General features: G+C 54.7%; 21 protein-coding genes and 1 pseudogene. 7 read left to right on the forward strand and 15 right to left on the reverse strand.

Annotated features, from left to right (window positions below; genetic code table 11):
• Positions 1–64 precede the first annotated feature (64 nt).
• The 3 genes and pseudogenes from KHU29_RS06295 to KHU29_RS06305 all read right to left on the reverse strand — a co-directional run.
• On the reverse strand, positions 65–319 hold the full coding sequence (locus tag KHU29_RS06295) for a hypothetical protein (protein WP_211452208.1): 255 nt from the start codon (positions 317–319) through the stop codon (positions 65–67).
• 71 nt (positions 320–390) lie between these two features.
• The gene (locus tag KHU29_RS06300) at positions 391–723 is read right to left on the reverse strand and encodes a hypothetical protein (RefSeq protein ID WP_211451947.1); all 333 of its coding nucleotides are present in this window, start codon (positions 721–723) and stop codon (positions 391–393) included.
• A 208-nt stretch (positions 724–931) separates the two neighbouring features.
• Positions 932–1272, reverse strand: a pseudogene (locus tag KHU29_RS06305) (xylose isomerase); the annotation flags it as partial.
• A 317-nt stretch (positions 1273–1589) separates the two neighbouring features.
• On the opposite strand from KHU29_RS06305, the gene KHU29_RS06310 reads away from it, so the two are divergent.
• The gene (locus KHU29_RS06310) at positions 1590–2657 is read left to right on the forward strand and encodes an aldose epimerase family protein (RefSeq protein ID WP_211451951.1); all 1068 of its coding nucleotides are present in this window, start codon (positions 1590–1592) and stop codon (positions 2655–2657) included.
• 118 nt (positions 2658–2775) lie between these two features.
• Here KHU29_RS06310 and KHU29_RS06315 read toward each other — a convergent pair whose 3' ends face one another.
• On the reverse strand, positions 2776–4959 hold the full coding sequence (locus tag KHU29_RS06315) for a phosphocholine-specific phospholipase C (RefSeq protein ID WP_211451953.1): 2184 nt from the start codon (positions 4957–4959) through the stop codon (positions 2776–2778).
• A 306-nt stretch (positions 4960–5265) separates the two neighbouring features.
• Between KHU29_RS06315 and KHU29_RS06320 the strand changes: the two genes are divergently transcribed.
• The gene (locus KHU29_RS06320) at positions 5266–6027 is read left to right on the forward strand and encodes a metallophosphoesterase (RefSeq protein WP_211451955.1); all 762 of its coding nucleotides are present in this window, start codon (positions 5266–5268) and stop codon (positions 6025–6027) included.
• 61 nt (positions 6028–6088) lie between these two features.
• Here the strand turns inward: KHU29_RS06320 and KHU29_RS06325 are convergent, their stop codons facing one another.
• Complete coding sequence (locus tag KHU29_RS06325; RefSeq protein ID WP_211451957.1) at positions 6089–6415, reverse strand: AzlD domain-containing protein; 327 nt, start codon at positions 6413–6415, stop codon at positions 6089–6091.
• On the reverse strand, positions 6412–7137 hold the full coding sequence (locus tag KHU29_RS06330) for an AzlC family ABC transporter permease (RefSeq protein ID WP_211451959.1): 726 nt from the start codon (positions 7135–7137) through the stop codon (positions 6412–6414). Before KHU29_RS06330 ends, KHU29_RS06325 begins: the two co-directional genes overlap by 4 nt.
• A gap of 115 nt (positions 7138–7252) precedes the next feature.
• Between KHU29_RS06330 and KHU29_RS06335 the strand changes: the two genes are divergently transcribed.
• Positions 7253–7951, forward strand: coding sequence for an aspartate/glutamate racemase family protein (locus KHU29_RS06335; protein ID WP_211451961.1), 699 nt, complete (start codon positions 7253–7255; stop codon positions 7949–7951).
• Between the two features lie 98 nt (positions 7952–8049).
• Here KHU29_RS06335 and KHU29_RS06340 read toward each other — a convergent pair whose 3' ends face one another.
• Positions 8050–8385 carry a hypothetical protein gene (locus tag KHU29_RS06340; protein WP_246541605.1) on the reverse strand — a complete coding sequence of 112 codons (336 nt, stop codon included), beginning with the start codon at positions 8383–8385 and terminating at the stop codon, positions 8050–8052.
• Positions 8386–8719: 334 nt separating this feature from the next.
• Positions 8720–8863, reverse strand: a complete 144-nt coding sequence (locus tag KHU29_RS06345; protein WP_211451963.1) for a hypothetical protein — start codon at positions 8861–8863, stop codon at positions 8720–8722.
• Between the two features lie 262 nt (positions 8864–9125).
• Here KHU29_RS06345 and KHU29_RS06350 point away from each other — a divergent pair, with 262 nt between their 5' ends.
• Positions 9126–9992, forward strand: coding sequence for a Crp/Fnr family transcriptional regulator (locus tag KHU29_RS06350; RefSeq protein ID WP_211451965.1), 867 nt, complete (start codon positions 9126–9128; stop codon positions 9990–9992).
• Between the two features lie 174 nt (positions 9993–10166).
• On the opposite strand, the gene KHU29_RS06355 is transcribed toward KHU29_RS06350, so the two are convergent.
• A complete protein-coding gene (locus tag KHU29_RS06355) occupies positions 10167–12353 on the reverse strand; it encodes a prolyl oligopeptidase family serine peptidase (protein ID WP_211451968.1) in 2187 nt (728 codons plus the stop codon).
• Positions 12354–12384: 31 nt separating this feature from the next.
• Here KHU29_RS06355 and KHU29_RS06360 point away from each other — a divergent pair, with 31 nt between their 5' ends.
• Positions 12385–12627, forward strand: coding sequence for a hypothetical protein (locus tag KHU29_RS06360; RefSeq protein WP_211451970.1), 243 nt, complete (start codon positions 12385–12387; stop codon positions 12625–12627).
• A gap of 70 nt (positions 12628–12697) precedes the next feature.
• The gene (locus KHU29_RS06365) at positions 12698–12922 is read left to right on the forward strand and encodes a hypothetical protein (protein WP_211451972.1); all 225 of its coding nucleotides are present in this window, start codon (positions 12698–12700) and stop codon (positions 12920–12922) included.
• Between the two features lie 85 nt (positions 12923–13007).
• Here the strand turns inward: KHU29_RS06365 and KHU29_RS06370 are convergent, their stop codons facing one another.
• The 6 genes from KHU29_RS06370 to KHU29_RS06395 all read right to left on the reverse strand — a co-directional run bounded on the left by KHU29_RS06370 (position 13008) and on the right by KHU29_RS06395 (position 20070).
• Positions 13008–14273 (reverse strand): tetratricopeptide repeat protein, encoded by a 1266-nt coding sequence (locus tag KHU29_RS06370; RefSeq protein WP_211451974.1) that lies wholly within the window; start codon positions 14271–14273, stop codon positions 13008–13010.
• Positions 14274–14375: 102 nt separating this feature from the next.
• Positions 14376–14810 (reverse strand): ExbD/TolR family protein, encoded by a 435-nt coding sequence (locus KHU29_RS06375; protein ID WP_211451976.1) that lies wholly within the window; start codon positions 14808–14810, stop codon positions 14376–14378.
• Between the two features lie 134 nt (positions 14811–14944).
• Positions 14945–15373, reverse strand: coding sequence for an ExbD/TolR family protein (locus KHU29_RS06380; protein ID WP_211451978.1), 429 nt, complete (start codon positions 15371–15373; stop codon positions 14945–14947).
• Between the two features lie 2 nt (positions 15374–15375).
• Entirely contained in the window at positions 15376–16296 is a 921-nt protein-coding gene (locus tag KHU29_RS06385) for a MotA/TolQ/ExbB proton channel family protein (RefSeq protein WP_211451980.1), read from the reverse strand.
• 68 nt (positions 16297–16364) lie between these two features.
• The gene (locus KHU29_RS06390) at positions 16365–17018 is read right to left on the reverse strand and encodes an energy transducer TonB (RefSeq protein WP_211451982.1); all 654 of its coding nucleotides are present in this window, start codon (positions 17016–17018) and stop codon (positions 16365–16367) included.
• A gap of 352 nt (positions 17019–17370) precedes the next feature.
• Positions 17371–20070, reverse strand: coding sequence for a TonB-dependent receptor (locus tag KHU29_RS06395; RefSeq protein WP_211451984.1), 2700 nt, complete (start codon positions 20068–20070; stop codon positions 17371–17373).
• Between the two features lie 455 nt (positions 20071–20525).
• Here KHU29_RS06395 and KHU29_RS06400 point away from each other — a divergent pair, with 455 nt between their 5' ends.
• The gene (locus KHU29_RS06400; RefSeq protein ID WP_211451986.1) at positions 20526–22325 is read left to right on the forward strand and encodes an ABC transporter substrate-binding protein; all 1800 of its coding nucleotides are present in this window, start codon (positions 20526–20528) and stop codon (positions 22323–22325) included.
• The last annotated feature ends 142 nt before the right edge of the window (positions 22326–22467 follow it).

A 22467-nucleotide genomic window follows, 5' to 3' on the forward strand; every position in this document is an offset into this window, starting at 1 on the left:
ACATCGTCGGCTTCTACAACAACGAACGTTTGCATTCAGTTCTGGGCAATCTGCCGCCCTCCGTCTACGAACGGAACATGGCAGCAAACAAACCTATCGTCGTGTCCGAATTTACTTGACCACTACAAGCAGGTTGTTGAGGGTTGTTACCTTCTTTGCCTTCGTCTTCTTTATTTTCGAGATGTTCGATGATCTCTTCCACACCCTTGTAGCCGGCAATCGCAGCTATGCCTTCGGTAAATATGGATGCATTCGGATCCAGTTTCTTAACACCTTCAACCGCAACAACTGCACCAATTACTTCTTCCAAAATGCCCATGAGCTACTCCTTGAATCCTGAAAAATAAAAGAGACAGGTTGCCCTGTCTCTTGCGATGTGCGCCGCCTTGATTACTTAGGTGCGGCTTCCTTGACCTCTGCCTTGGCTACAGCTGGCTGTGCTTTCGCTTCAGCTTTTACCGCTGTGTGATGGACCTTCGCCTTTGTGGTCTTGGCCTTCGTGGTCTTGGCCTTCGTCTTGGCTTCGGTAGTTGCTACTTTGGCGTCAGTCTTTGCAGCGGCTTTAGCTTCAACCTTGCTTGTTTTCACATCTGCCTTGACGGCTTGAGTGGTGGTTGCTGCTGCTGGCGCTGCTGGCGCTACTGGTGCGGCTGGAGCAGAAGTTTGTGCGAAAACGGAAGTAGCGAACAGGCCGGCGATCAGGGTAGCGATTAATTTGTTCATTTGTGCACCTTTACATTATCTTGGTTACCTCAGGAAAATCCCGAGGGCTTGAGCAATAAACGACTGCCAGGCAGGTGCTGTTGACTGCACTTACAAACGATTACAATTCGAAAAATCCTTTGCCGCGCACGGTCAGAACGAATCAAGGTATCTGGTCAGCGTAACTGGTCAAATCGTCCTCTAACTCGTCCTCTAACGGTCTGAGCGGGTACTCGGCCAGGCTGGCCCCTTCCGGCGCTACATCGGTGTCGTGGAAGGTGTAATAGTCGACCCCAGCTTGCTGAAAAATTCGAAAGCGGCGTCGGCCTTTTTGTGCGCCGGCGCCATGGCGTCGCCGCCTTCCTGCCACGGGCGGCGGAAGGTGCCTGCGCCGAACACATCGGAACCAGGCCAGACGAAGCTGTGCCAGTAGCATGCCGCCATGCGCAGGTGTTCGCGCATGGGCCTGCCCAGCACCGGCTTGTCAGCGTTGTAATGGCGGAACGCCAGCGGCGATTGCGCCTGCTTGCCCTCGAAGCGGATCGGTGTAATGGAAGGGAAATAACTCATTGCTGCTCTCCTGTCTGGTGGTGGTGCGATGTTGGCGTGGGCCATTGGCGTGGGTAATACTAGCAACGGCAACTGGCGCCTCACAATTACGAAATCCACCAAGCGCACTAGCGATTCTTTCTATTGCAAGTGCACAAAACCGTATTTGGCCTGACGCTGGCGCTCCGGTTCGCTACAATCGTGGCGAACGGGCAGCAACCGGCCCGCAGCGGTCACCGCGCGAATACCAAGATCGTCAAGACCGTCAGGATCGGCTGATTCAAAATGAACCGGCGCAGCCATCACTTAATTAACTAATAAAACAGCGTCAGACAACGATGACCCAGATCCCAATCTCCAGCACATCCGCCGAACACGGCGTCACTCTGTACACGCTACGCAATGCACATGATATGCGCGTCCTGATCAGCGATCGCGGCGCTACCTTGATCTCGTGGTGGTCCCCTGACCGCTATGGCCGGGTGGCGGATATCTTGCTCGGCTATCCGGACAGCGGCGGCTATCAGAAAAACTCGCCATACTTTGGCGGCCTGGTGGGACGTTGGGGCAACCGCATCGCTAAAGGCCGCTTCGCCGTGGATGGCGCCGAGTTTCTGGTCGACCGTAACGATGGCGACAATCACCTGCATGGCGGCGATGCCGGATTTCATCTGGCGCAATGGCGGGCCGAACCAGGTCCCGATGGATTACGGCTGACACTGGAATCGCCGGATGGTGACGGCGGTTTCCCTGGCAACGTCCAGGTTTCAGTCTTGTACAGCCTCGACGATGACGGCCGCCTGAGCATAGACTACAGCGCCACCAGCGATGCACCAACCCCGCTCAACCTGACCTCGCACGGCTATTTCAACCTGACCGGCGGCAGCAGCGACATTTACGATCACATCCTCTCGATCGCCGCCGATGAATATCTGCAAATCGACTCCCAACTTATCCCGACAGGCATCGCCAACGTCGCCGGCAGCGCTTTCGATTTCCGCCAGCCCGCACCCATCGGCCCGCGCCTGGCCTGGCCCGATACCCAGCTCAAACTGGCAGGCGGCTTCGATCACTGCTACCGCCTGCAACCGCAAAGCCAAGCGATCAATGCCCCGAGCCAGAGCCGCAAAGCGCAAGCATTGAGAGAAGTAGCGACAGTCTACGATCCCGGCTCCGGCCGCCAGCTGTCAGTCTCGACCACAGAAAACGGCCTGCAGTTTTACAGCGGGAATTTCCTGGCCGGCATTCACGGCCGCGCCGCCAAATCCTACGACATACACGACGGCTTTTGCCTCGAAGCCCAAGCCTATCCAAACCAGATCAACGGCCCCGACGCCGAAGCCGTAATCCTGCGCCCCGGCCAGGTCTACCGCCAAACCACAACCTACCAGCTATCAGTACGCTAATCCCAAAAAATCAAAGCCGGAACAGCTAACCGGAGTCAACTTTCGCAGGTCTTATCGCGAAACTTGACTTCGACCCCGCTTAGCGGCCCACGGAGTACATACGTTAGCGCACCCAGCCTCAAGTAGCAGCCATAGCCGGATCACTAACCCCATGCGCACCAGTCTCCATGCGCCCGGCAAAGCGCCGGCTGAATCCCCCCACCGCCACCGTAGCCGTAAGGTCATACCAGTTCCCGTGCGCCCCGACCGGCCAATGCTGATCAAGCTGCATCCCGGCCGGCACATGGAAAGTCCAAGGCCCCGCTTTGCGGTAAGCATTAGCCTTGACCACAACATTGCAAGACTTTTCCCCGCGATTCGCCATCGTCAGGCGAATCTGCTTGCTGACAATATCGTAACTGATCCGTACTTCCGGCTCAGCCGCATCCTCAACAGACAGCATCGCCAGATTGCCCTGGAACGCACGATGAAAGCCATTCGGCCCCAGCACCCACAAATCGTAGGCGCCGCGATCCGCATTCAAGTCCCAGCTGTCCTGCCACTCTTTGCCAGCTTCCAGCGCATAACGGCGTGGCACGCGATCCAGGTGCAAGCGATCATAAACATGGAATACCGCAGCGGCGCGACCAGTGTTGCGGAAGCTCAGTCCGATTGCGTTGTTCCTGACATTGACGCGGGCGCTGGCGTGCAGCTCGTACGGCAATGCACGCGAAGGCCGGACACCGGCAGCCTGCATTGGAAACACCTGCGTGCCCTCAGACGGCAAGGCAACCTGCTGCAATTTCTCTTGCTGGGCGCGAACCGCATCGGCCTCTGCCCGCGTGCGTTTCGGCAGCGTAGGCAAGACTTCGTGATTCGGATTGACGAAATTGAAGGCTGACATCAGGTCGCCGCAGACAGCGCGGCGATATGGCGTGATGTTCTCTTCCCTGACGTGGAAGCGGGCTTCAAGAAAACGCAGCACCGAGGTGTGATCGAATACTTGCGAATTGACCCAGCCGCCGCGGCTCCATGGCGACACCACATACATCGGCACGCGCGGCCCGGGACCGTAGGGATGTTTTTCATAAGTAGCCGAAGCTGCTTTTGAAAAATATTCACCATCGGTGGCGATGCTGGAATGGCCTGCCAGCTGGCCGCCATCAAAAGCCGGGGCGCAAGGCGGCGGTACGTGATCGAAGAAGCCGTCGTTCTCATCGAAATTAATCAGCAACACCGTCTTGCTCCACACCTCAGGGTTGGCAGTCAAGGCATTCAACACTTCCTGGATATACCAGGCGCCCTGCACCGGGCTGGATGGTCCGGGATGCTCGCTGTAGTTTGCGGGCGCCACGATCCAAGAGACTTGCGGCAATGTGCCAGCGCCGATATCTTCACGCAGAGCTGTCAGGAAGCCGCCATCCGGCATGGTGTTGCCGACGCCTTTGAAGAGCGGATTGACGGCGTCGTCGCTAGGCTGGTAGGGTGGAAAAGGAGCGCCGTCGACAGCATTGCCGCGCTTTTCATTAGCCTGGCGATAGGCGACGAATCCGGCCAGCGGATTGTCGGTGAAATTGTCCGGCATGTTCTGATACATTTTCCAGGACACGCCTTCTTTTTGCAGACGTTCCGGATAGGTTTTCCAGTTATAGCCGGTGGCGCTGGCGGATGGCTGCAGATGGTCCTGGCTATTGTCGAGGACCGGGCCACCCAGTTTACCGTCAGGGTCATTGCTGCCGGTCCAGTGGAATACCCGGTTAGGATTGGTACCGCCGTGGAACGAGCAATGGTACGCATCGCACACCGTGAAGGCGTTCGCCAGCGCGAACTGGAAATCCAGTTCAGCGGAAGTGTAGTAACCCATGGATTGCGTCTGCTTGTAAGTCGGCCAGTTGCTCATGCGCCCCAGGTCCCAGGCATCCTGCGCATTGTCATAAAAATGGCTGGTGCCGTGGACACGCTGGGCGTTGCCGATCTTGCTGTCGAGATGGTAAGGCAGGATGACGCGCGATTGCTTGGTATTCTTGTCGGTGTACGTCTGCTGCATCACATTGCGCTTGCCTGCCAGCGGAATCGGGAAACGATCGCCAAAGCCGCGCACGCCGTTGAGGGTACCGAAATAATGATCGAAGGAGCGGTTTTCCTGCATCAGGATCACTACGTGCTCGACGTCGCGGATGGTGCCGGTCTTGTTATTGGCGGGAATCGCCAGCGCCCTGCGGATCGCCTCCGGGAACGCGGCATTTGCAGTGACTGAATAAGCTGTGGCGGCGAGCGCGGTGCCGGCAGTGCGCAAGAAATGGCGTCGGTTTTTCTTGGTCATGATGATCCAGTTTTCCTTATCAGGGTAAGCATCAGGTTGTGAGAGGATTGACTTCGGAGGACGGCACAAGATGGAACGGCCGAAAGCGACGTTGCCGGTACCTTGGACGTTATTCGAATTCAGCCATATATTGCCGTTGTGCATCTTTTTTTCGATGTAACGAAGTATTACGGCGAAATATTTCAGGGGTATGAAGATTCCGTGACCGTTCTGTCACGAAGAGAAGTGTTACAACTGAGGGGTATGGCTACGCAGCTTGTCGGCCTTGGCTGAAACGCGATGGCCGACTGGTTTAGAATGCTCATCATGAAAATTTCATTACTCTCAGATTTGCATTTGTCGGTGCACCCGATGGCGCCGCCTCAAACCGATGCCGACGTTGTGGTGCTGGCCGGCGATATCTGGCGGCCGACGGAAGCCATGCAGTGGGCCCGGCAGTTCGCTGTGCCGACGATTTTTGTTCCGGGCAATCATGAGTTTTACGGGAACGACCTGGTCAGCACCATGCGTGAACTGAGAAGCGCAGCGCAGGACAGCCATGTGCACGTCCTGCAGAAACAGGTGTTGCTGCTCAATGGCGTGCGCTTTATCGGCTGTACTTTGTGGACGGATTTCCGTTTTTTTGAAAGTGCCGAGCAACGCGATCAGGGCTTGAAACAAGCGACCGAGCTGGTCAGGGATTTTTCACGGATACGGGTGTCGCCGGATTTTCCCGAGACGTTTACGCCGGCCTTGTCGCAACTGCTGTTCGACGACACGGTGGCGTGGCTGGAACAACAATTCGCGCAGCCCCATGACGGCCCGACCGTGGTGATCAGTCATCACGCTCCCAACTACCGCAGCGTGCATGAGCGCTTTGCCGGCTCGGCGCTGAACGCCTGTTTCGTGTCCGAGCTGGAACAACGCATCCTGGCATGGCAGCCCGCATTCTGGCTGCATGGCCATATGCATGACAGCTCCGATTACCGGATCGGCGCGACCCGTGTTTTGTGCAATCCACGTGGTTATGCGCGGGGCGGCAATGCGGAAAATGCCAGCTTCGATCCTCTGCTGACATTTTCCGTCTGAATTTCCGTCTGAATCTCGCAAGTTAAGCCTCGCAGCTTGAGCCTCACTGCAGGCAAACGCCCTACTGCCCCAGCACCCCGAACTGCCAGGCAAAAAACACCGCCAGTCCGACCATAATGGTCAGCAATTGCTTGCGCGTTCCGGCGCACACCAGGATTGCAGCGGCGGCCGCAATCAACTGCGGATTACGCCAGCTCAGCTCCATGCCCTGGCCGTGCGGCGCCACTATCATCGGCACGATAATCGCCGTCAACACGGTGACCGGCACAAAGGCCAGCGCTTCTTTCAGCCAGATCGGAAAAGCGGCGCGTTCGCCGAGCATGAAGATCGCCGCCTTGATGAATACCGTGATCAGCGCCATGCCTGCGATCATTAAGGTGTACATCATGATTTTTTCCTTGTAGAGCGATGCAGCGCCTGCCAGTGCGACAGCGCCAGGCCGACGCTGACACCGGCCATGATCGCTGCCAGCAGACCTAGTTTATAAGGGAGGTCTCGCAAGAACCAGGCGAATACCCCGGCGGCCACAGCGGCAGCCAGTTGCGGTAAACGAAACAGCTGCGGCACCACAATCGCGATGAAAGTTGCCACCATCGCAAAATCCAGCCCCAGCGTTTGCAGTTGCGGAAATGCCGTGCCAAACAGCAAGCCGACGAGCGTCCACAACTGCCAGTTGCCGAACATGGATAAACCCGATCCCAGGAAATACCAATGTCCATGCGGTTCATGGGCATGCTTCAGATAGTAGGCGTTCATCACGGCGAAGGTTTCGTCTGTCAGCAAGAAGCCGAGCAGGAAGCGCCAGCGTGCCGGCAAATGGCTGACATGCGGGAGCAAAGTCGCCGCATACAGCATGTGACGCAGGTTAACGATGAAGGTGGCCATCCAGATCACCAGCAAGCCCACCTGCCCCGCCGCCAGGCCGACCGCGATGAATTGACTGGAGCCGGCAAACACGCCCAGCGACATCATCTGGCCCTGCCACGGCGCCAACGGGCCGGCGGCGGCCAGGGCGCCGAAAATCACGCCGAACGGTGCGGCGCCAATCAACATCGGCAAGGTATCGCGGGTGCCAGCGGCAAAACTGGACAGGGAGGTGGGATGCGGCATAAGCTATTCCTTTGTGATGCCAGAATAGTAATGACAAGTACCGCTTTGCGCTAGTATGTTCTTGCTCTGTGCATGCCGGATATTAGATATCAACCCTCACCTCCAGGGAGTTTTTTTGAAGATCATTGGTCTTATCGGCGGCATGAGCTGGGAGTCGACCGTTCCCTACTACCGTCAAATCAACGAAACGGTCAAGCAGCGGCTAGGCGGGTTGCACTCTGCGAAAATCATTCTCTACAGCGTCGACTTCCACGAGATTGAACGCTTGCAGCATGCCGGCGACTGGACCGCTGCCGGCGCCAAAATGGCTGAAGCGGCACAGGCATTGGAACGCGCCGGCGCCGACTTCCTGGTTTTGTGCACGAACACCATGCACAAGGTTGCTGCCGCAATTGAAACTGCGGTTGACATACCCTTGTTCCATATCGCCGACCCTACCGCTGACGAAATCAAGAAAGCCGGCTTGTCGACCATTGGTTTGCTAGCCACTCGCTTCACGATGGAACAAGCGTTCTACAAAGATCGCTTGCGTGACCATCATGGCTTGCAGATATTGACACCCGTACAGGAAGATCGCGAACTGGTTCATCGCATCATCTATGAAGAACTTTGTCTGGGAAAAGTGAACGAAGCATCGCGCGCCGATTACCGCCGGGTGATGGCAGGCCTGATCGCGCAAGGTGCGCAGGCGATCATTCTCGGCTGCACCGAAATTTCGCTATTGATCGGCGCCGAAGACTCCCCGGTACCGTTGTTTGACACTACCACCATTCATGCGCGCAAAGCCGCCGACCTGGCGCTTGCGGCGGCATGATGTTCTGCGCTTAATCTACTGCTTCCAACGTGCGGCCGCTTGCCGGGCTTACTGTTTAAGGCGCGCGGCCGACGTTGGGGACAAACACAGGTCGAATTTTATTTAGGTATCGGATCGGTTGCCAATGCCTTGTTGCGGACACTGGTCGATTCCAGTTTCTCCTCTTTCAAATCGGATTTCGCCTCCGCTTTCTCGACCTTCATATTTGCTTTTGCGGTTTTCTTTTTAGCCTTGTAGTCCGCCGTGGCGTCGCTGTCGGATTGGCGCTTTTGCACCAGCGGATCGGTGGCGACAGCCGCTTTGGCGCCAACGCTGACTCCAGCGGTACCGTTAGCGCCAACGGCGTCATCGGTAGAAACGGTGGTTTGCGCCTGGGCCAGATTCATACATAGCAGTGCTGAAACAGCCAGCATAAGAGTGCGAATATTTTTCATGATAGATCCTTTGTAAAAACAAGACTAAGGTTAAAGGCAATCATGGATCGGGTTTGTGCGCTAACCAACTTAGCGCGCCACCCCGAACAAATTGCGGCCTGCGCTTGCTACGCGCGGCTTTGCGGCCGACAGCAAGTTGCTCGGCGGGATTTTTTCGATAAAAAAAACGCGGATTGAAACTTTACATTCTCGATTTTTTGCACAAAGATATAAACGTCAGCAACGCTTTTTCAACTTTCTGATGGTGGCGGTTTGACATGCTGCTGCCGTCTAAATGGAGAGAATATGTTAATTAAACAAACATTTATCGTTGCAGCAATTGCCATGATCGCGGTCAGCGGATGTAAAAAAGCGGATGACCAAAATGCCTCTTCAGCAACAACTCCTCCGGCAACACAACAAGCGATGCCACCACCGGCCACTCCTCCAGCCCCGGCTCCAGCTGCGCCGGCCTCTGACGCAGCACCGGCAGCTGCATCTTCCAGTGCCTCTACGGGAAGTTAGGAAGCGAGACGCGGTTGGCGTCAGGGCGGCCGCCGCGTTATTTTTCAGTGCCGCGCAATTGCCGGCGTCAGTCATGACAACTATTGCAAAATCATCCAACTAGTCGAGATTTTGGCTATCCCGCCTTTATTTGTGTCAGCGCATTCCTACAGAAGAAGAAGGCAAGCGCTGATGCCGAAAATCTTGTACCGATGCAATGATCAATACACGGAAGTACCACCACATCCTTAAAGGAGATGGCGATGACTCAGGTATTGAACAGTTGCAGCAATTTAAAAAAGAGCCCGAAGAGTAATGCAGCGATGCTGTCTGTCCTGCGCGTGGACAACGCCCGCAGTTTAATTCGGCCCGGTACGCAAAACCTCACCTCGCTTCGCATTGCAGGGCTGTACGGTCACAACCCGCTTCAGAACCAGCTACTCGCTGCGCTGCCAGCAGAAGATTTCAGGCGCTTGCAGCCACATCTGGAATTTGTCGCGATGCCGTTCGATATGACGGTATGCGAGGCCGATGGCGAGATGCGGTACATCTATTTCCTTACCAGCAGCATTGTCTCCTTGCTGCATGATATGAAAGACGGCAGTTCGGCGGAAACAGCTGTCATCGGCAATGACGGCGTGGTAGGCGTCAACCTGTTCATGGGCGGGGGCAAGTGCCTGAACCGGGCCACCGTGAAAAGCGCGGGTTACGGCTTTCGCCTGAAGGCTAGCGTCCTGACTGAAGAATTTTCCCGTGGCGGCGCTTTGCAGCAATTGTTGCTACGCTATACGCAGACACTGCTTGCGCAAATGTCTCAGATCGCCGTGTGCAACCGGCACCATAGCGTTCCGCAGCAATTGTGTCGATCCCTGTTGCTGACACTGGATCGTTTGCCGGGCAATGAAATCAGTGTCACGCAAAGTTCAATAGCCGCGATGCTGGGCGTGCGACGGGAATCGATTGCCGAAGCCGCTGGGAAATTGCAGGAAGAAGGCTTGATCCAATATGCGCGTGGGCATATGACGGTGCTGGATCGGGCCGGCCTGGAAGCAAGAACTTGCGAATGCTATAAGGATCTGAAACACGAAGATAGCGGCGTGCTCAGTAAGCAGAAAGTGTCGTGAGATTGCTCATGAAAGCACGCTCGCGCACTCGATGGTCCGCCGCCGGATGTGGTCGACCGGCCTGCCGCTGTCAATGCAGGCGATGGTCAACCACAGTCAGGCACAACACGCACAGTTACATTACCTCGCCACAGGTCACAGTCCAGGCCACTGGCTGTGCTGATTCACATGCGATCAATTTGCCGATGGCTTGGGTGCATCCCCGGCCACCGCACCGGCATCCGGTGCAATATGCATATCCAGCACTTTAGTTAAAAAGCCCCAGCGATCGGCAACTTCTTCGATCTGCTTCGTAGTAGGTTTGCCGGCGCCATGCCCGGCCTTGGTATCGATGCGTATCAATACCGGCGCAGCGCCAGCCTGGTCTGCCTGTTCGGTAGCGGCAAACTTGAAACTGTGGGCCGGCACCACACGGTCGTCGTGATCGGCGGTTGTCACCAGCGTCGCCGGATAACAAGTGCCTGGCTTCAGGTTATGCAGCGGCGAATAAGCGTACAAAGCTTTGAATTCGTCCGCATTGTCGGATGAGCCGTAGTCGGACGTCCAGCCCCAGCCGATGGTGAATTTATGAAAGCGCAGCATGTCCATCACGCCCACCTGCGGCATCGCGGCGGCGAACAAATCCGGTCGTTGCACCATGGTGGCGCCAACCAGCAGGCCGCCATTGCTGCCACCGCCAATCGCCAGCTTTTGCGGTGAAGTATATTTATTGGCGATCAGCCACTGCGCAGCGCCGATGAAATCGTCGAATACGTTTTGCTTCTGCAGCTTGGTGCCGGCTTCATGCCAGGCTTTACCGTATTCGCCGCCACCGCGCAGGTTCGGCAACGCATACACGCCGCCCATTTCCATCCAGGCCAGGTTGGCGACCGAGAATGCCGGTGTCAGCGAAATATTGAAGCCGCCGTAACCGTACAGATAAGTCGGGTTGCTGCCATCCAGCTTCAATCCTTTTTTCGAGACGATGAACATCGGTACCTGCGTGCCATCCTTGCTGCTGTAGAAAACCTGGCGCGTCTCGAAAGCATTCGGATCGAAATCTACTTTCGGCTGCCGGTACAAGCTGCTCTTGCCGCTTGCCATGTCGTAGCGGTAAATCGCTGCGGGTGTGGTAAAGCCGGTAAACGAGTAGAAGGTCTCCTTGTCGTGCCGCTTGCCGCCAAAGCCGGCGGCAGAGCCGATACCTGGCAAGGCCACCTCTCCTGTCAGCTTGCCGTCCAGCTTGAACACCTTGACCTGGCTGCGTGCATCTTTCAGGTAATCCAGCACCAAACGCTGGTCGATCACGTTCGCACCTTGCAAGGTTTGCTCTGCCTCAGGCACGATCACCTGCCATTTTTCGGGGGCGGGCTGGCGCGTGTCGATCGCAATAATCCGGCCTTTGGGTGCATCCTTGTTGGAATTGAACAGAAATACCGGGCCATCATTATCGATGAAATCGTAGGACGCATCGAAATCGTCGAGCAGCGGCAGCATCGCTGCGTCTTTCTTGCTCAAGTCTTTGTAGTACACCCGATTCTTTTGTTCGGTGCCTTGTGAAATGCTGACGATCAGGTACTTTCCATCATCCGTGACGTGGCCGGCAAAGCCCCATTCCTTTTGATCCGGCCTGTCGTAGATCAGGACATCGTCGTTCTGGGAGGTACCGAGTTTGTGGAAATACAGTTTTTGGAAATAATTGACATCGGCCAGCTTGGTCGCTTCTTTCGGTGCGTCATAGCGACTGTAGAAAAAACCGGAACTATCGTGAGCCCAGGATGCGCCCGAAAATTTCACCCATTGCAAATGATCGGCGGTATCTTTGCCGCTATCGATGTCACGTACTTTCCATTCGTTCCAGTCGGAGCCGGAAGCGGCAGTGCCATAGGCCAGGTATTTGCCATTCGGGCTGACTGCGATTCCTGCCAGGGCCACCGTGCCGTCAGCCGCCAGCTTGTTGGGATCTAGCAGCAGGCGCGGCTCGTCGTCAAGTTGTTTGACGGTGTATAACACCGCCTGATTTTGCAAGCCGTCGTTGCGGCTGTAAAAATAGCGCCCGCCCTCTTTAAAGGGTACGCTGTAGCGTTCGAAATTCCATAGCTTGGTGAGTCGCTCGCGAATCGTTTCGCGCGCCGGGATTTTCTCGAGGAAGCCTTGCGTCAATTTATTTTGCGCCGCTATCCACGCCTTGGTATCGTCGCTGTTGCCGTTCTCCAGCCAGCGATAAGGGTCGGCTACCTTGACGCCGTGATAGTCGTCTACCTGATCGGTTTTTTTGCTAACCGGATAGACCAGGGACTGATTGTTTGCAGGGCATTGCTGGGCGATACTACCGCCGCTGGTGAGAATCGCGGATAAGGCTAATGCGTGTTTGAGGTACATGTTTTGTCCGTTGTGATTTGGGTGAAATCAGATGAGCAAAGCTGAAGGAATACGCCGCTGGCTGGTGGCTGCGGCGCAAGATGGACACATTAGCATCGATTGCACATCATGCCAATCCGGCCGAGTGGGTGATGCTGCGTGCTGCTGCGTGATGCAGTATCGAAAATCAGACAGCAGCGGCCAAGTCTTTGCCCGTTTCCCGCAACGCATAAAACAACTTTGGCTTGTTACTTTTTCAGTAACAAATATGTTATCTTATGTTTCTCAAAAGTAATTCAAGGTAACACGCGTCGATCTATCTGACTGATGTACTTCCATTCCTCGGAGACAAAGAGAATACCGCCATGAAGAAATTATTATTTTGCGCATTTATCCTGCCGCTTCTGTCCGCATGCGCCAGCTCTGACACGGATTCAGACACGGCATCGAACAGGGGAGAAGCCACCTACGTCACCGGCAGCAATCTACCGGTCCGGAAATCCAAGTCGACCAACGTACAGACCGTTTCGGGCGAAGAAGCCGCCGCCTCCATACGCTCAATACGCAATATCAACCCGCTTGCGAATTAAACTCGCTTTTATAAAAAAACAGAGTGGTATACGGATCAACCGCAAACCACTCTGTCTCTGTGATGGCGCAATTTTCCCGCTGTGATTAATTCAGGGGATGGTTCACCTGCATTACCCACAGACGCGCCAGATCAGCGACGCCGTCCGTACCCTGAACCGATTTGAAGGCCTGAATCGCCTTGTCTTTCTGCCCCGCCAACTGGTATGCAATACCTAGATGCAGTTTCGCATCCTCGCTACGTTTGGCACTCTTTTTCAAACCGTCTTCCATCAACGTCAGGCCTTTGTCGAACTGCCCTGCGGTGACCAACGCATAGCCGAGATTGATCTGGCCGGTGCCTTCTTTCGCGCTGGACACCGACGCTTCGCTTTGCGCCATGGTTTTCAGGTCGTCGGCGGCAGCCTTGTTTGCCTGATCGCGCAAACGCTTTTGCTTAGCCGCATCCGCGCCGCTTCCCAGCAAACCCGACTGGTAGCCCTGATCCAGCACTTGCTTGGCTTCCGCAGGGAATCCCGCCAACAACGCCAGTTGCGCCATATCCGTAAATTCAACGCTGGTTTGCAGCTTTGCAGTGGCTGCTTTCAAGCGGTAGACATCCAGTATCAGGCGGTCGGAAAATCCTGGCTTACCCTGCACACGGTTGAGTAAATCAGCCCAGTATTCTTTCTTCGGATAGTAAGTGGTGAGTTTTTCCAGCGCAACCAGGTACGCAGCTTTGTCATTGGTCTTGAGCGCGCAGCTGATCAGCAGCTTCAGGTTTATCTCGCTCGGGGCACGGCCGGCGCTTTCATCTGCGGCGATGTCTTTCTGCAGCTCGCTGGTGGCGCGTGGAATATCGTTACCCAGATAGTACGACTGTATCAGCAGGGTCCGTGTTTGCGGATCATTGCCGTTTTCTTTCAACGAACGCGAAAACCATTCGATCGCTTTAGGATAGTTTTGCGCATCGTAATACAGGCTGCCCAAAGCTTTGACGATCTTAGCTTGCTCATCTGGCGTCAAACGGCCGGAAGCAATCACGGCTTCAAACGAGGCTCCCGCCAGCTTGGTGTCGCCAGCGCGCGCTGCGGTAGCGCCACGCAGACGATCGACGGAATAAATTTCGTAGGCTGTCTTGTTTGCGACAGCGTCGGTTTCTGCGATCTTGGCAAGCGCCTCTTTGTATTTTTCTTCTTTGACGAGAGCCTGCGCTGCCTGCAACGGCAGACCTATTTCCGGACGCACTGTTTCTGCTTTAGCGCTGTCATCCGCGGCGTAGGCCAGCGGAGCAAGACCAGCCATAGGAAGTGCAGTAGTCAGGCCCACTGCGGCCAACAACATGATAATTGGTGCGAATCGTAATTTGGACATAACTATTCTTTCAATCGAAAACGAAAACGAAAATAGGCAGGTATAGCCTGCCTATTTTCTCATGCCGAAAACAAATACTATTTGTTGCTCCGGTTACTCCGGTTATTCCATGAACTGCTCATTACCGACGATACCGATCTTGGTGACGCCCAGCCGTTGTGCCGATGCCATCACGGCAGCGACCGACTTGTACTCCACCAGCTTGTTCGGACGCAGATGCACTTCATCGATATTGCCGCCTGCAACCACCGTCTTCAACCGGTCTTCCAGTTCAGCACGGCTGGCCATCGGCGTACCGTTCCACATCACCGTGCCGCTTGGATCGATGTCCACCGTATCGACCACCGGCAAGGACAATGGCGGCGGTGGATTACCCGTCGGCATGTTCAGCTTGATGGCGTGATTCTGGATCGGAATCGTGATGATCAGCATGATGATCAACACCAGCATGACGTCGATCAACGGCGTCATGTTCATTTCCATCATCGGTTCCGGATCGTTGGCGCTGCCGCCGGAAGAACCTACATTCATACCCATAAAATACTCCTCTTCTATCTCTCCAGCGTCCAGGCGACCCCGTCACTCCCGCGAACGCGGGAGCCCATGTTGCAGCATCCTGCGAAAACTGGATCCCCGCGTTCGCGGGGATGACGGCGTAGTCAGACTATGTGCTAGTTGCGCGCAGGCGGTTCAGTAATGAAACCGATCTTGGCGATCCCTGCCCGCTGCGCAGTCAGGATCACCTTGCCGATGTATTCATACTTGGTTTGCTGATCGCCGCGGATATGCAGTTCCGGTTGTGGCACGATTACCGCCACTTCCTTCAGCTTCGACAGCAACGTCGCCGTGTTCGGCACCAGCTGCTCGTTCCAGAACATCGCCCCTTCCTTATTCACCGCCAGGTTGATGTTCTCTGGCTTGGTTTTATAAGGTTCGTCGATTTCATGCGGCAACTTCACCGGAATCGTATGCGTCACCACCGGAATCGTGATCAGGAAGATGATCAGCAACACCAACATGACGTCGACCAGCGGCGTCGTGTTGATCGTGCCGATCACTTCGTCTTCATCCCCATCGGGAGAGCCGAGTGACATCGCCATGATTAACCAACCTTTTTATTGATATGGGCAACCTGAACTGCCGAGCTCGAGGACATCACGCCGCTCAACAGGACCGAGTGCAGGTCGGCGCTGAACGAACGGATTTCTTCCATGGCGCTCTTGTTGCGGCGAACCAGCCAGTTGTAACCCAACACCGCAGGCACAGCCACTGCCAGACCGATAGCGGTCATGATCAGCGCTTCACCCACCGGACCGGCAACCTTGTCGATCGAAGCCTGGCCGGCGATACCGATCGCTGTCAGCGCGTGGTAAATACCCCAGACGGTACCGAACAGACCGACGAACGGTGCAGTCGAACCAACCGTTGCCAGGAATGCCAGGCCGTCTTGCAGGCGGCTTTGGACTTTTTCTACCGAACGCTGGATCGACATCGTCACCCAGGTGTTCAGGTCGATTTGTTCCAGCAAGGCGCCGTCGTGGTGATGCGTCGAGTTCACGCCGTTTTCAGCGATGAAACGGTAAGCGCTGTTTGGCTTCAGGCCGGAGACGCCGGCTTCAACCGTAGCGGCTTTCCAGAATGTCTTCTTGGCGTTGTTAGCCTGGCCCATCAGTTTCACTTGCTCGATCAGCTTGGTGATGATGATGTACCAGCTACCCATCGACATCAGCACCAGGATGATCAGGGTGCCGCGGGCAACGAAGTCGCCGCCTTTCCACAGGGCGTCCAGGCCGTATGGGTTATCGACGGTTTCCTTGGCTGCAGGCAGTGGCGGCGGTGTCGGGGTGTCTGCCAGCGACGCTGCTGCATCGGCAGCTTTTGGTGCGTCGGCGGCGGCCGGTGCGGAGGCAGTAGCGGATGCTGCTGCAGGTGTTTGGGCGATTGCGGCCAGCGGCGAGATCGTCATGGCAGAGATCATCAGGGCGGCAGCAAGGGCGGACAAGCGATTACGAGTGGTAGACATACTAATACTCCAAATTTTATAAATTAGATTGCTAGGATAACGGACAAGGTAGTGGTTCTACACTTTGATTATTCCAGCTTCCAGACATACTGCATTTTTGTCGTTGACTGAACAGGCTTACCGTCAGCCATGGCAGGGGTGAAATGGCACAAGCTCCACGCTTTTGTCGTGGCCCTGTCCAGATCTTTGAAACCACTGCTCTTTTCAACAGCGGAATCGACCACATTACCGTCGGCGCCGATAGTCAGCTTGACAGTAACTGTACCCTCTTCTTCGTTGCGTAGAGAAGTTCTTGGATACTCCGGCTTTTCGCAATTACCAGCAATTTTTGCACTGGTATGCGCAGGTGCTGCTTCGCCGGTGGACGATGGCTGGGCTACAGAAGTAGGCAAGTCATTGGTCGGTGGTTTGACGTTGGTTACAGCTGCAATCACGTTCTCTTGTGGCGGCGGCGTTACTTTTACCTCTGGTGGAGGTACGAACGGTGGCGGTGGCGCAACCGATTTTGGCGGTGGCGGAACCGGCTTGTCCGGTGGTGGTGGCGGTGGCGGCGGCTTGATCTCCTCGATGATCTTGGTTTCGACCGGTTGCTGAATCACTTCGACAACTTTACGGGCTAGCCCTGTAATCAACGCATAAACTAGAGCTACATGCAGAAGAACAACCACGCTGATGCCAACTATATTCTTGGAAGGGTTTCTCCCATCCTGCGTGAAATCCATGCCTCTTTCCTCCGATACTACATTATTCAATTGCTAAAACCACATGCAATCAGATGAGTGAACTACTAACCAATCTACGGTAACGCAAAAATTGTACCAATCGACCCGCGCCTGCCATGCAAAACGATTCGATACAAGGTTAAATTATCAGACACCATTTTGTTATCAAGCCGACAAAAAAGTATCAGATCACTCTCCCCCAATTAATGCGCGTCCGCAAATACTACATCAATGCCTAATAAAACAGCAGAATGATCGCTCTAAGTTCATGCATTCTGAAAAGCCAAAACCACCTGGAAACTTCCCAGGTGGTTTGCTTACAAAAAGAACTTAAACCAATTGCTTCCCGCTATCAGAAGAATTGATAGTTGGCACGGACGAAGAACGCACGGCCGACTGGATCACCATAACGCGCATCGTAACCATACTGAAAGTTATCGGTGACGTTAGACGATGGTGGGTCGGTGTTCAGCAGATTCTTGATACCGGCAGTCAAGGTCAGGTTCTTGAAGCCAGTGTAGGAAGCTGACGCGTTGTAACGTGTGTAGGAGCCGACTTCGTGGTGGTTGTGCTGCTTATCGATCAGGCCGCCGTTTTGATCGCGGTAACCAGTCGTGTACACCTGTTGCAACACTGCATTCCAAGGACCTTTGGACCAGTTGAATGTTGCAGTATGACGCCAGCGGAAAATCGGACCGCCGTTGGCATAGACTGCCAGATTGTTCTGGTAAGCGCCGCCAGCTTCAGTCTGATAGTCGTACTGGGTGATGTAAGTACCATCCAGCGACAGGCCGAAATTACCCCAAGCAGTCTTCGGCAGATGGTATCCGAAGCCGAGGTCGAAACCGGAGGTATGGATATTGCCCAGATTGACGTTGGTGTTGGTAATGTATTGCAACGAACCGTCAGCATTGCGGACAAAATTCGCAGCGTACTTGACCGGGTCAGCAAAAATATCCTGTTCCGAGATCACGGAGATCTGGTTCTTGATCTTGATGTTGAAATAGTCGATCGATGTCGTGAGGTTCGGCAGCGGCTCAGCAACCATACCCAGCGTGAACGAAGTCGATTTTTCCGGCTGCAGTTTGGTGTTACCACCGATCAGACGGAAAAACTGCTGGTTACAATCGCGCGAAAAATTGCCGCCTGCGGCGACATTCCCGCCTGGACACAAGGCTGGGTCGTTGTAAGCGCTTTGTGTATAGGTCGTCGAGTTTGGATCATGCAGTTCATACAGGCTCGGTGCGCGGAAACCGGTGCTGTAGGTGGTGCGGAACATCAACTGCTTGGCTGGCTGCCAACGCAAGGAAGCCTTAGGATTGAGCGTGCCGCCTACATCGCTGTAGTTGTCGTAGCGAGCAGCAACGTTCGCCTCAAGGGTTTTGAAGATCGGCACGTTCAACTCGGTAAACACCGCCTTGACGTTACGGCTGCCGGATGAAGACTGGGCTGTAGAAGAACCGGTACTTTGCGACAAATCGGCGACGTTATGATCGACGTTGAAGTTTGCCTTTTCCTTACGCAGCTCACCGCCGAAAGCGAAACCAACGCCACCTGCAGGCAACTGGAACAATTCACGGCTGGCAGTGAAGTCCAGAGTCGTGACTGTCGTCTTCGCATCTTCATAAATACCCTTTACCTGGGCATTATTCAGATAGGCTTGGCCAGCTGCATCCTGCGGACCAAACGGATTGATAACGCCGCTCAACATACCGGCTTTAACCAGGTCGTTGTTCAGGTAACCGCGGACCAGATTGTCGCTAGCCTTGCTCATTGCATAAGCCAGACCGGTCTTGTAGTCCCAGCCGGCGACCGTGCCATCCAGGCTCAGCAATAGACGATCGGTAGTGTTTTTGGAGTCTGTGACGCGAGGGCCGGTAGCCTGGGAACGCCAGTTCAAAGCCAACGGATTACCGCTGCCAACACCTGGGGTAATACCATTACCCGGGTAGTAACGACTGTTCGGATTGATGACGTAGTCACCGCTGCCACCGTCATAATTCGCACTGGAGAAAACGTCAGGAGCAACGTAAGTCTTGATCTTGCTTTCTGAGTGCAGGTATTCAACTGACGCGGTATTGTCCGCATTCAGCTTGAAACTGCCCTTGCCCAAGACAGCAATTTCTTCCGTCTTTGGCACGATGCCGATAGTAGCCTGGGTGTTGTAACGGCAGATACCGCCTTTAGCGTTATAGGCATAAGGAGGATTGTTGCAGTTCGGCGTCCCGGCATATGGATTGCTCATGTCTCCGGTAACGACATCCGTGAAGTTACCTGGCATCGCATTCGCGCTGCCGGTATTCAAGCCGATGCGAGGATTCTGACCGCCCGGGGCCGAGAAGCTGCGATCAGCCGCCTTGACAGCATTCTGCGTGTGGTAATCGATCACGCCAAAGAAGTTGTAGCCGTCTTTGTCCAGATCGCCCTTGCCGCCCGACAGATTGAAACGCTTTTCAGCAGCGCCGGCTTGTTGCGGCAGGATGCCTTCGGCGCTCAGGTTGAGACCGGTGTACGAACGCTTGGTGATGAAGTTGATTACGCCGCCGATAGCATCGGTACCGTAAATCGCAGACGCACCGTCGCGCAGAACTTCAACGCGGTCCAGCGCTGCAATCGGAATCACGTTCAAATCGACTGCGGAACCGTCGAACGCGGCATTCGCCAGGCGACGACCATTCAGCAGCACCAGTGTCTTGTTGGAGCCCAGGCCACGCAAGTCGGCAGAAGAACCTACGGTCTTGCCGGCGCCGACGTTGGAAGAGGCTGTGAATTGTGTTTGATTGCCCGAGATGCTGGACAAGACTTCAGCGGCTGTAGTAGCGCCAGTCTTGACAAAATCGTCGGCCTTAATCGTTGTGATTGGCGAAGCGCCTTCGGAGGCAACCCGCTTAATCGATGAGCCGGTAATTTCGACTCGTTGCATTTGTTGCGGAGCATCGTCCGTCTTCGTCTCCTGCGCCTGCACTGAATGGGCCATCAAACCTAGCCCAACAGCTACGCCGCCTGAAAACATCAGTCGCAGCGAACGTGGCAATCCCCGTTCCTTCATCATAACCAAACTCCCTATGGGTAAAAGTTAGAGTTGAAATTTAAGTTTTTGTAATAAAGCAAACACGATTTGTTAATCGCCTTCTGAGCGATGCGTCAAAAATCTATTCACAACAACGACCAAAAAGCAGATTTTATTTCGCGTGTAAAACAGTACTGCACGGTTGCTTTCCTGGTCCCAATTTGTGATTGTTTGCCAGAAACATTTCCGCTGATACCTACAAGCAAAAAACATGCCACACAAAGCAATGCAGCTAAAATAGTGTATCCTAAAAAAAATAAAAACAGCATTAAATTTGGGAACGCCTGCGATACTGTTGCTTATATACGCCAAATAACAAATACGCATACAACTATAAGTAAAACCGCATAGGCCCGTTTAACGGCGTAAATAAGCCATTTCCAGTTGGAAAACAAAATAATTTAATGCCTAAAAGGCAAGAAAAAAGAGTTTAGACGATGTGGAACTTTAAACAATTCAAGCAATCGTGCATTGCACCAATAATGCTGTTTGGCTGCATCGCAGGTGCAACATTTCCGGTGCAAGCGGGCAACAATCCAGCAGATCCATCCAAAGTGGTGCATGCCGCTTTCGAGGCAGCGGACGACGGCATGGATCCTGTGCGTACCGTCAATGCCTATTCCAGCTGGCTATCCGAAGCGATTTTCGAGCGCCTCTTAACTTATGACTATCTGGCACGCCCCGCCAAACTGATACCCGGGACCGCAGAGGCCATGCCAGAGGTGAGCGACGGCGGCAAGACTTATGTCTTCCATATCAAGAAGGGAATTTACTTTGCCCCGGACCCTGCCTTCAAAGGGACGCGCCGCGAACTGACCGCCCAAGACTACGCCTATACTTTCAAACGCTTTCTCGACCCCAAGAACCGTTCGCCGTCCGCCAATGTCTTGCAAGGCAAAATCGCAGGCATGGATGAACTGATCGCCAAGGCACAGAAAAGCGGCCGTTTCGACTACGACGCGCCAGTAAGCGGCCTGCAAACCCCTGACCGCTATACCCTGCAGATCACGCTCAATGCACCCGACTACAATTTCCTGTACATCATGGGATTCGTAGCCTTGGGCGCGCAAGCGCGTGAAGTGGTCGACGCCTACGGCGACCAGACCGGAGCCCATCCGGTTGGCACCGGCCCCTACATGCTTCAGGAATATGTCCCGCGCAGCAAAATCGTATTGGTTGCCAATCCTGAATACCGTGGCTACACGTGGGATTTCAAATCGTCCGGTACCGCCTGGGACGACCAGCTGGTGCACGACATGAAGGGCAAGAAGATGCCGCAGGTTGGCCGTGTCGAGGTCAGCATCATCGAGGAGGAGCAATCACGCTGGCTGGCTTTCCAAGGCAAGCAGATCGACCTCGACTACCTGCCCCAGGCAGCAGCCCCGACCGTATTGGACGGAAAAAAACTGAAACAATCCTTTCTCGATCAGGGGATCCGCCTGGACACCGTAGTTGAGCCAGGCGTGGTCTATACGTTCCTGAACTATAAAGACCCTGTCATCGGTGGCAGCAGCCTGGAGAAAAACGCACTGCGCCGCGCGATTGCAATGTCTTATAACATTCAGGATGACATAGCCCAGGTCCGCTTGGGGCTGGCAGTGAAAGCGGAAATGGCAATCCCCGCCGGAGTCGTCGGCCATGACCCCAACTACCGCAACAGCATTGCCTACGATCCGGCGCTGGCAAACAAATTGCTTGATCACTTCGGTTACAAGCGTGGGGCCGATGGTTACCGCACTCTTCCGGACGGGCGGCCACTGGTTTTGAAAATAGCCACCGAGGCGCAGGCGATCAATGTCGTTCTCTCGGAAATATGGAAGCGCGGGCTCGACAAAATCGGTATTCATGCCGATTTCCGGGTCAGCAATTTTGCAGACAACCTGAAGGCAGCAACGGAATGCAAATTGATGATGTGGAACGGTTCCTGGGTCGCAGACTACCCTGAAGGCGATAATTTCATGCAGTTGCTATATGGCCCGAATGTGGGGCAAGGCAACAACGGCTGCTATAGCTCGCCAGCCTTCGATGCGCTCTACGTCAAGGCAAAAGCATTGCCGCCAGGCCCGGAACGCAATCAGTTGTATGTCGAGATGAGCCGCCAGATGGAAGCCGATACCGCCTGGGTGCTCAGCGTGTCGCGCCTGCGCAACTGGCTGATCCGGCCGTGGATCAAGGGCTTCAAGCGCCACCCTATCCTGCAGGCAGACTGGATGTATCTGGATGTTGAAAAACACTAAACGCTAATTTATCTGCTCATCTATCTTTTTGCGCGGGATTCTGTAGTATGCCGCCTTAACCTGGAATAAATGGCTGCCATCAGCCACAAAATTACACACAACAGGAGACAAACCACATGCCAGGTTTCACTTAGACAGAATA

The organism is Collimonas antrihumi (genome assembly GCF_018304965.1).
GTDB classification, from domain to species: domain Bacteria; phylum Pseudomonadota; class Gammaproteobacteria; order Burkholderiales; family Burkholderiaceae_D; genus Collimonas; species Collimonas antrihumi.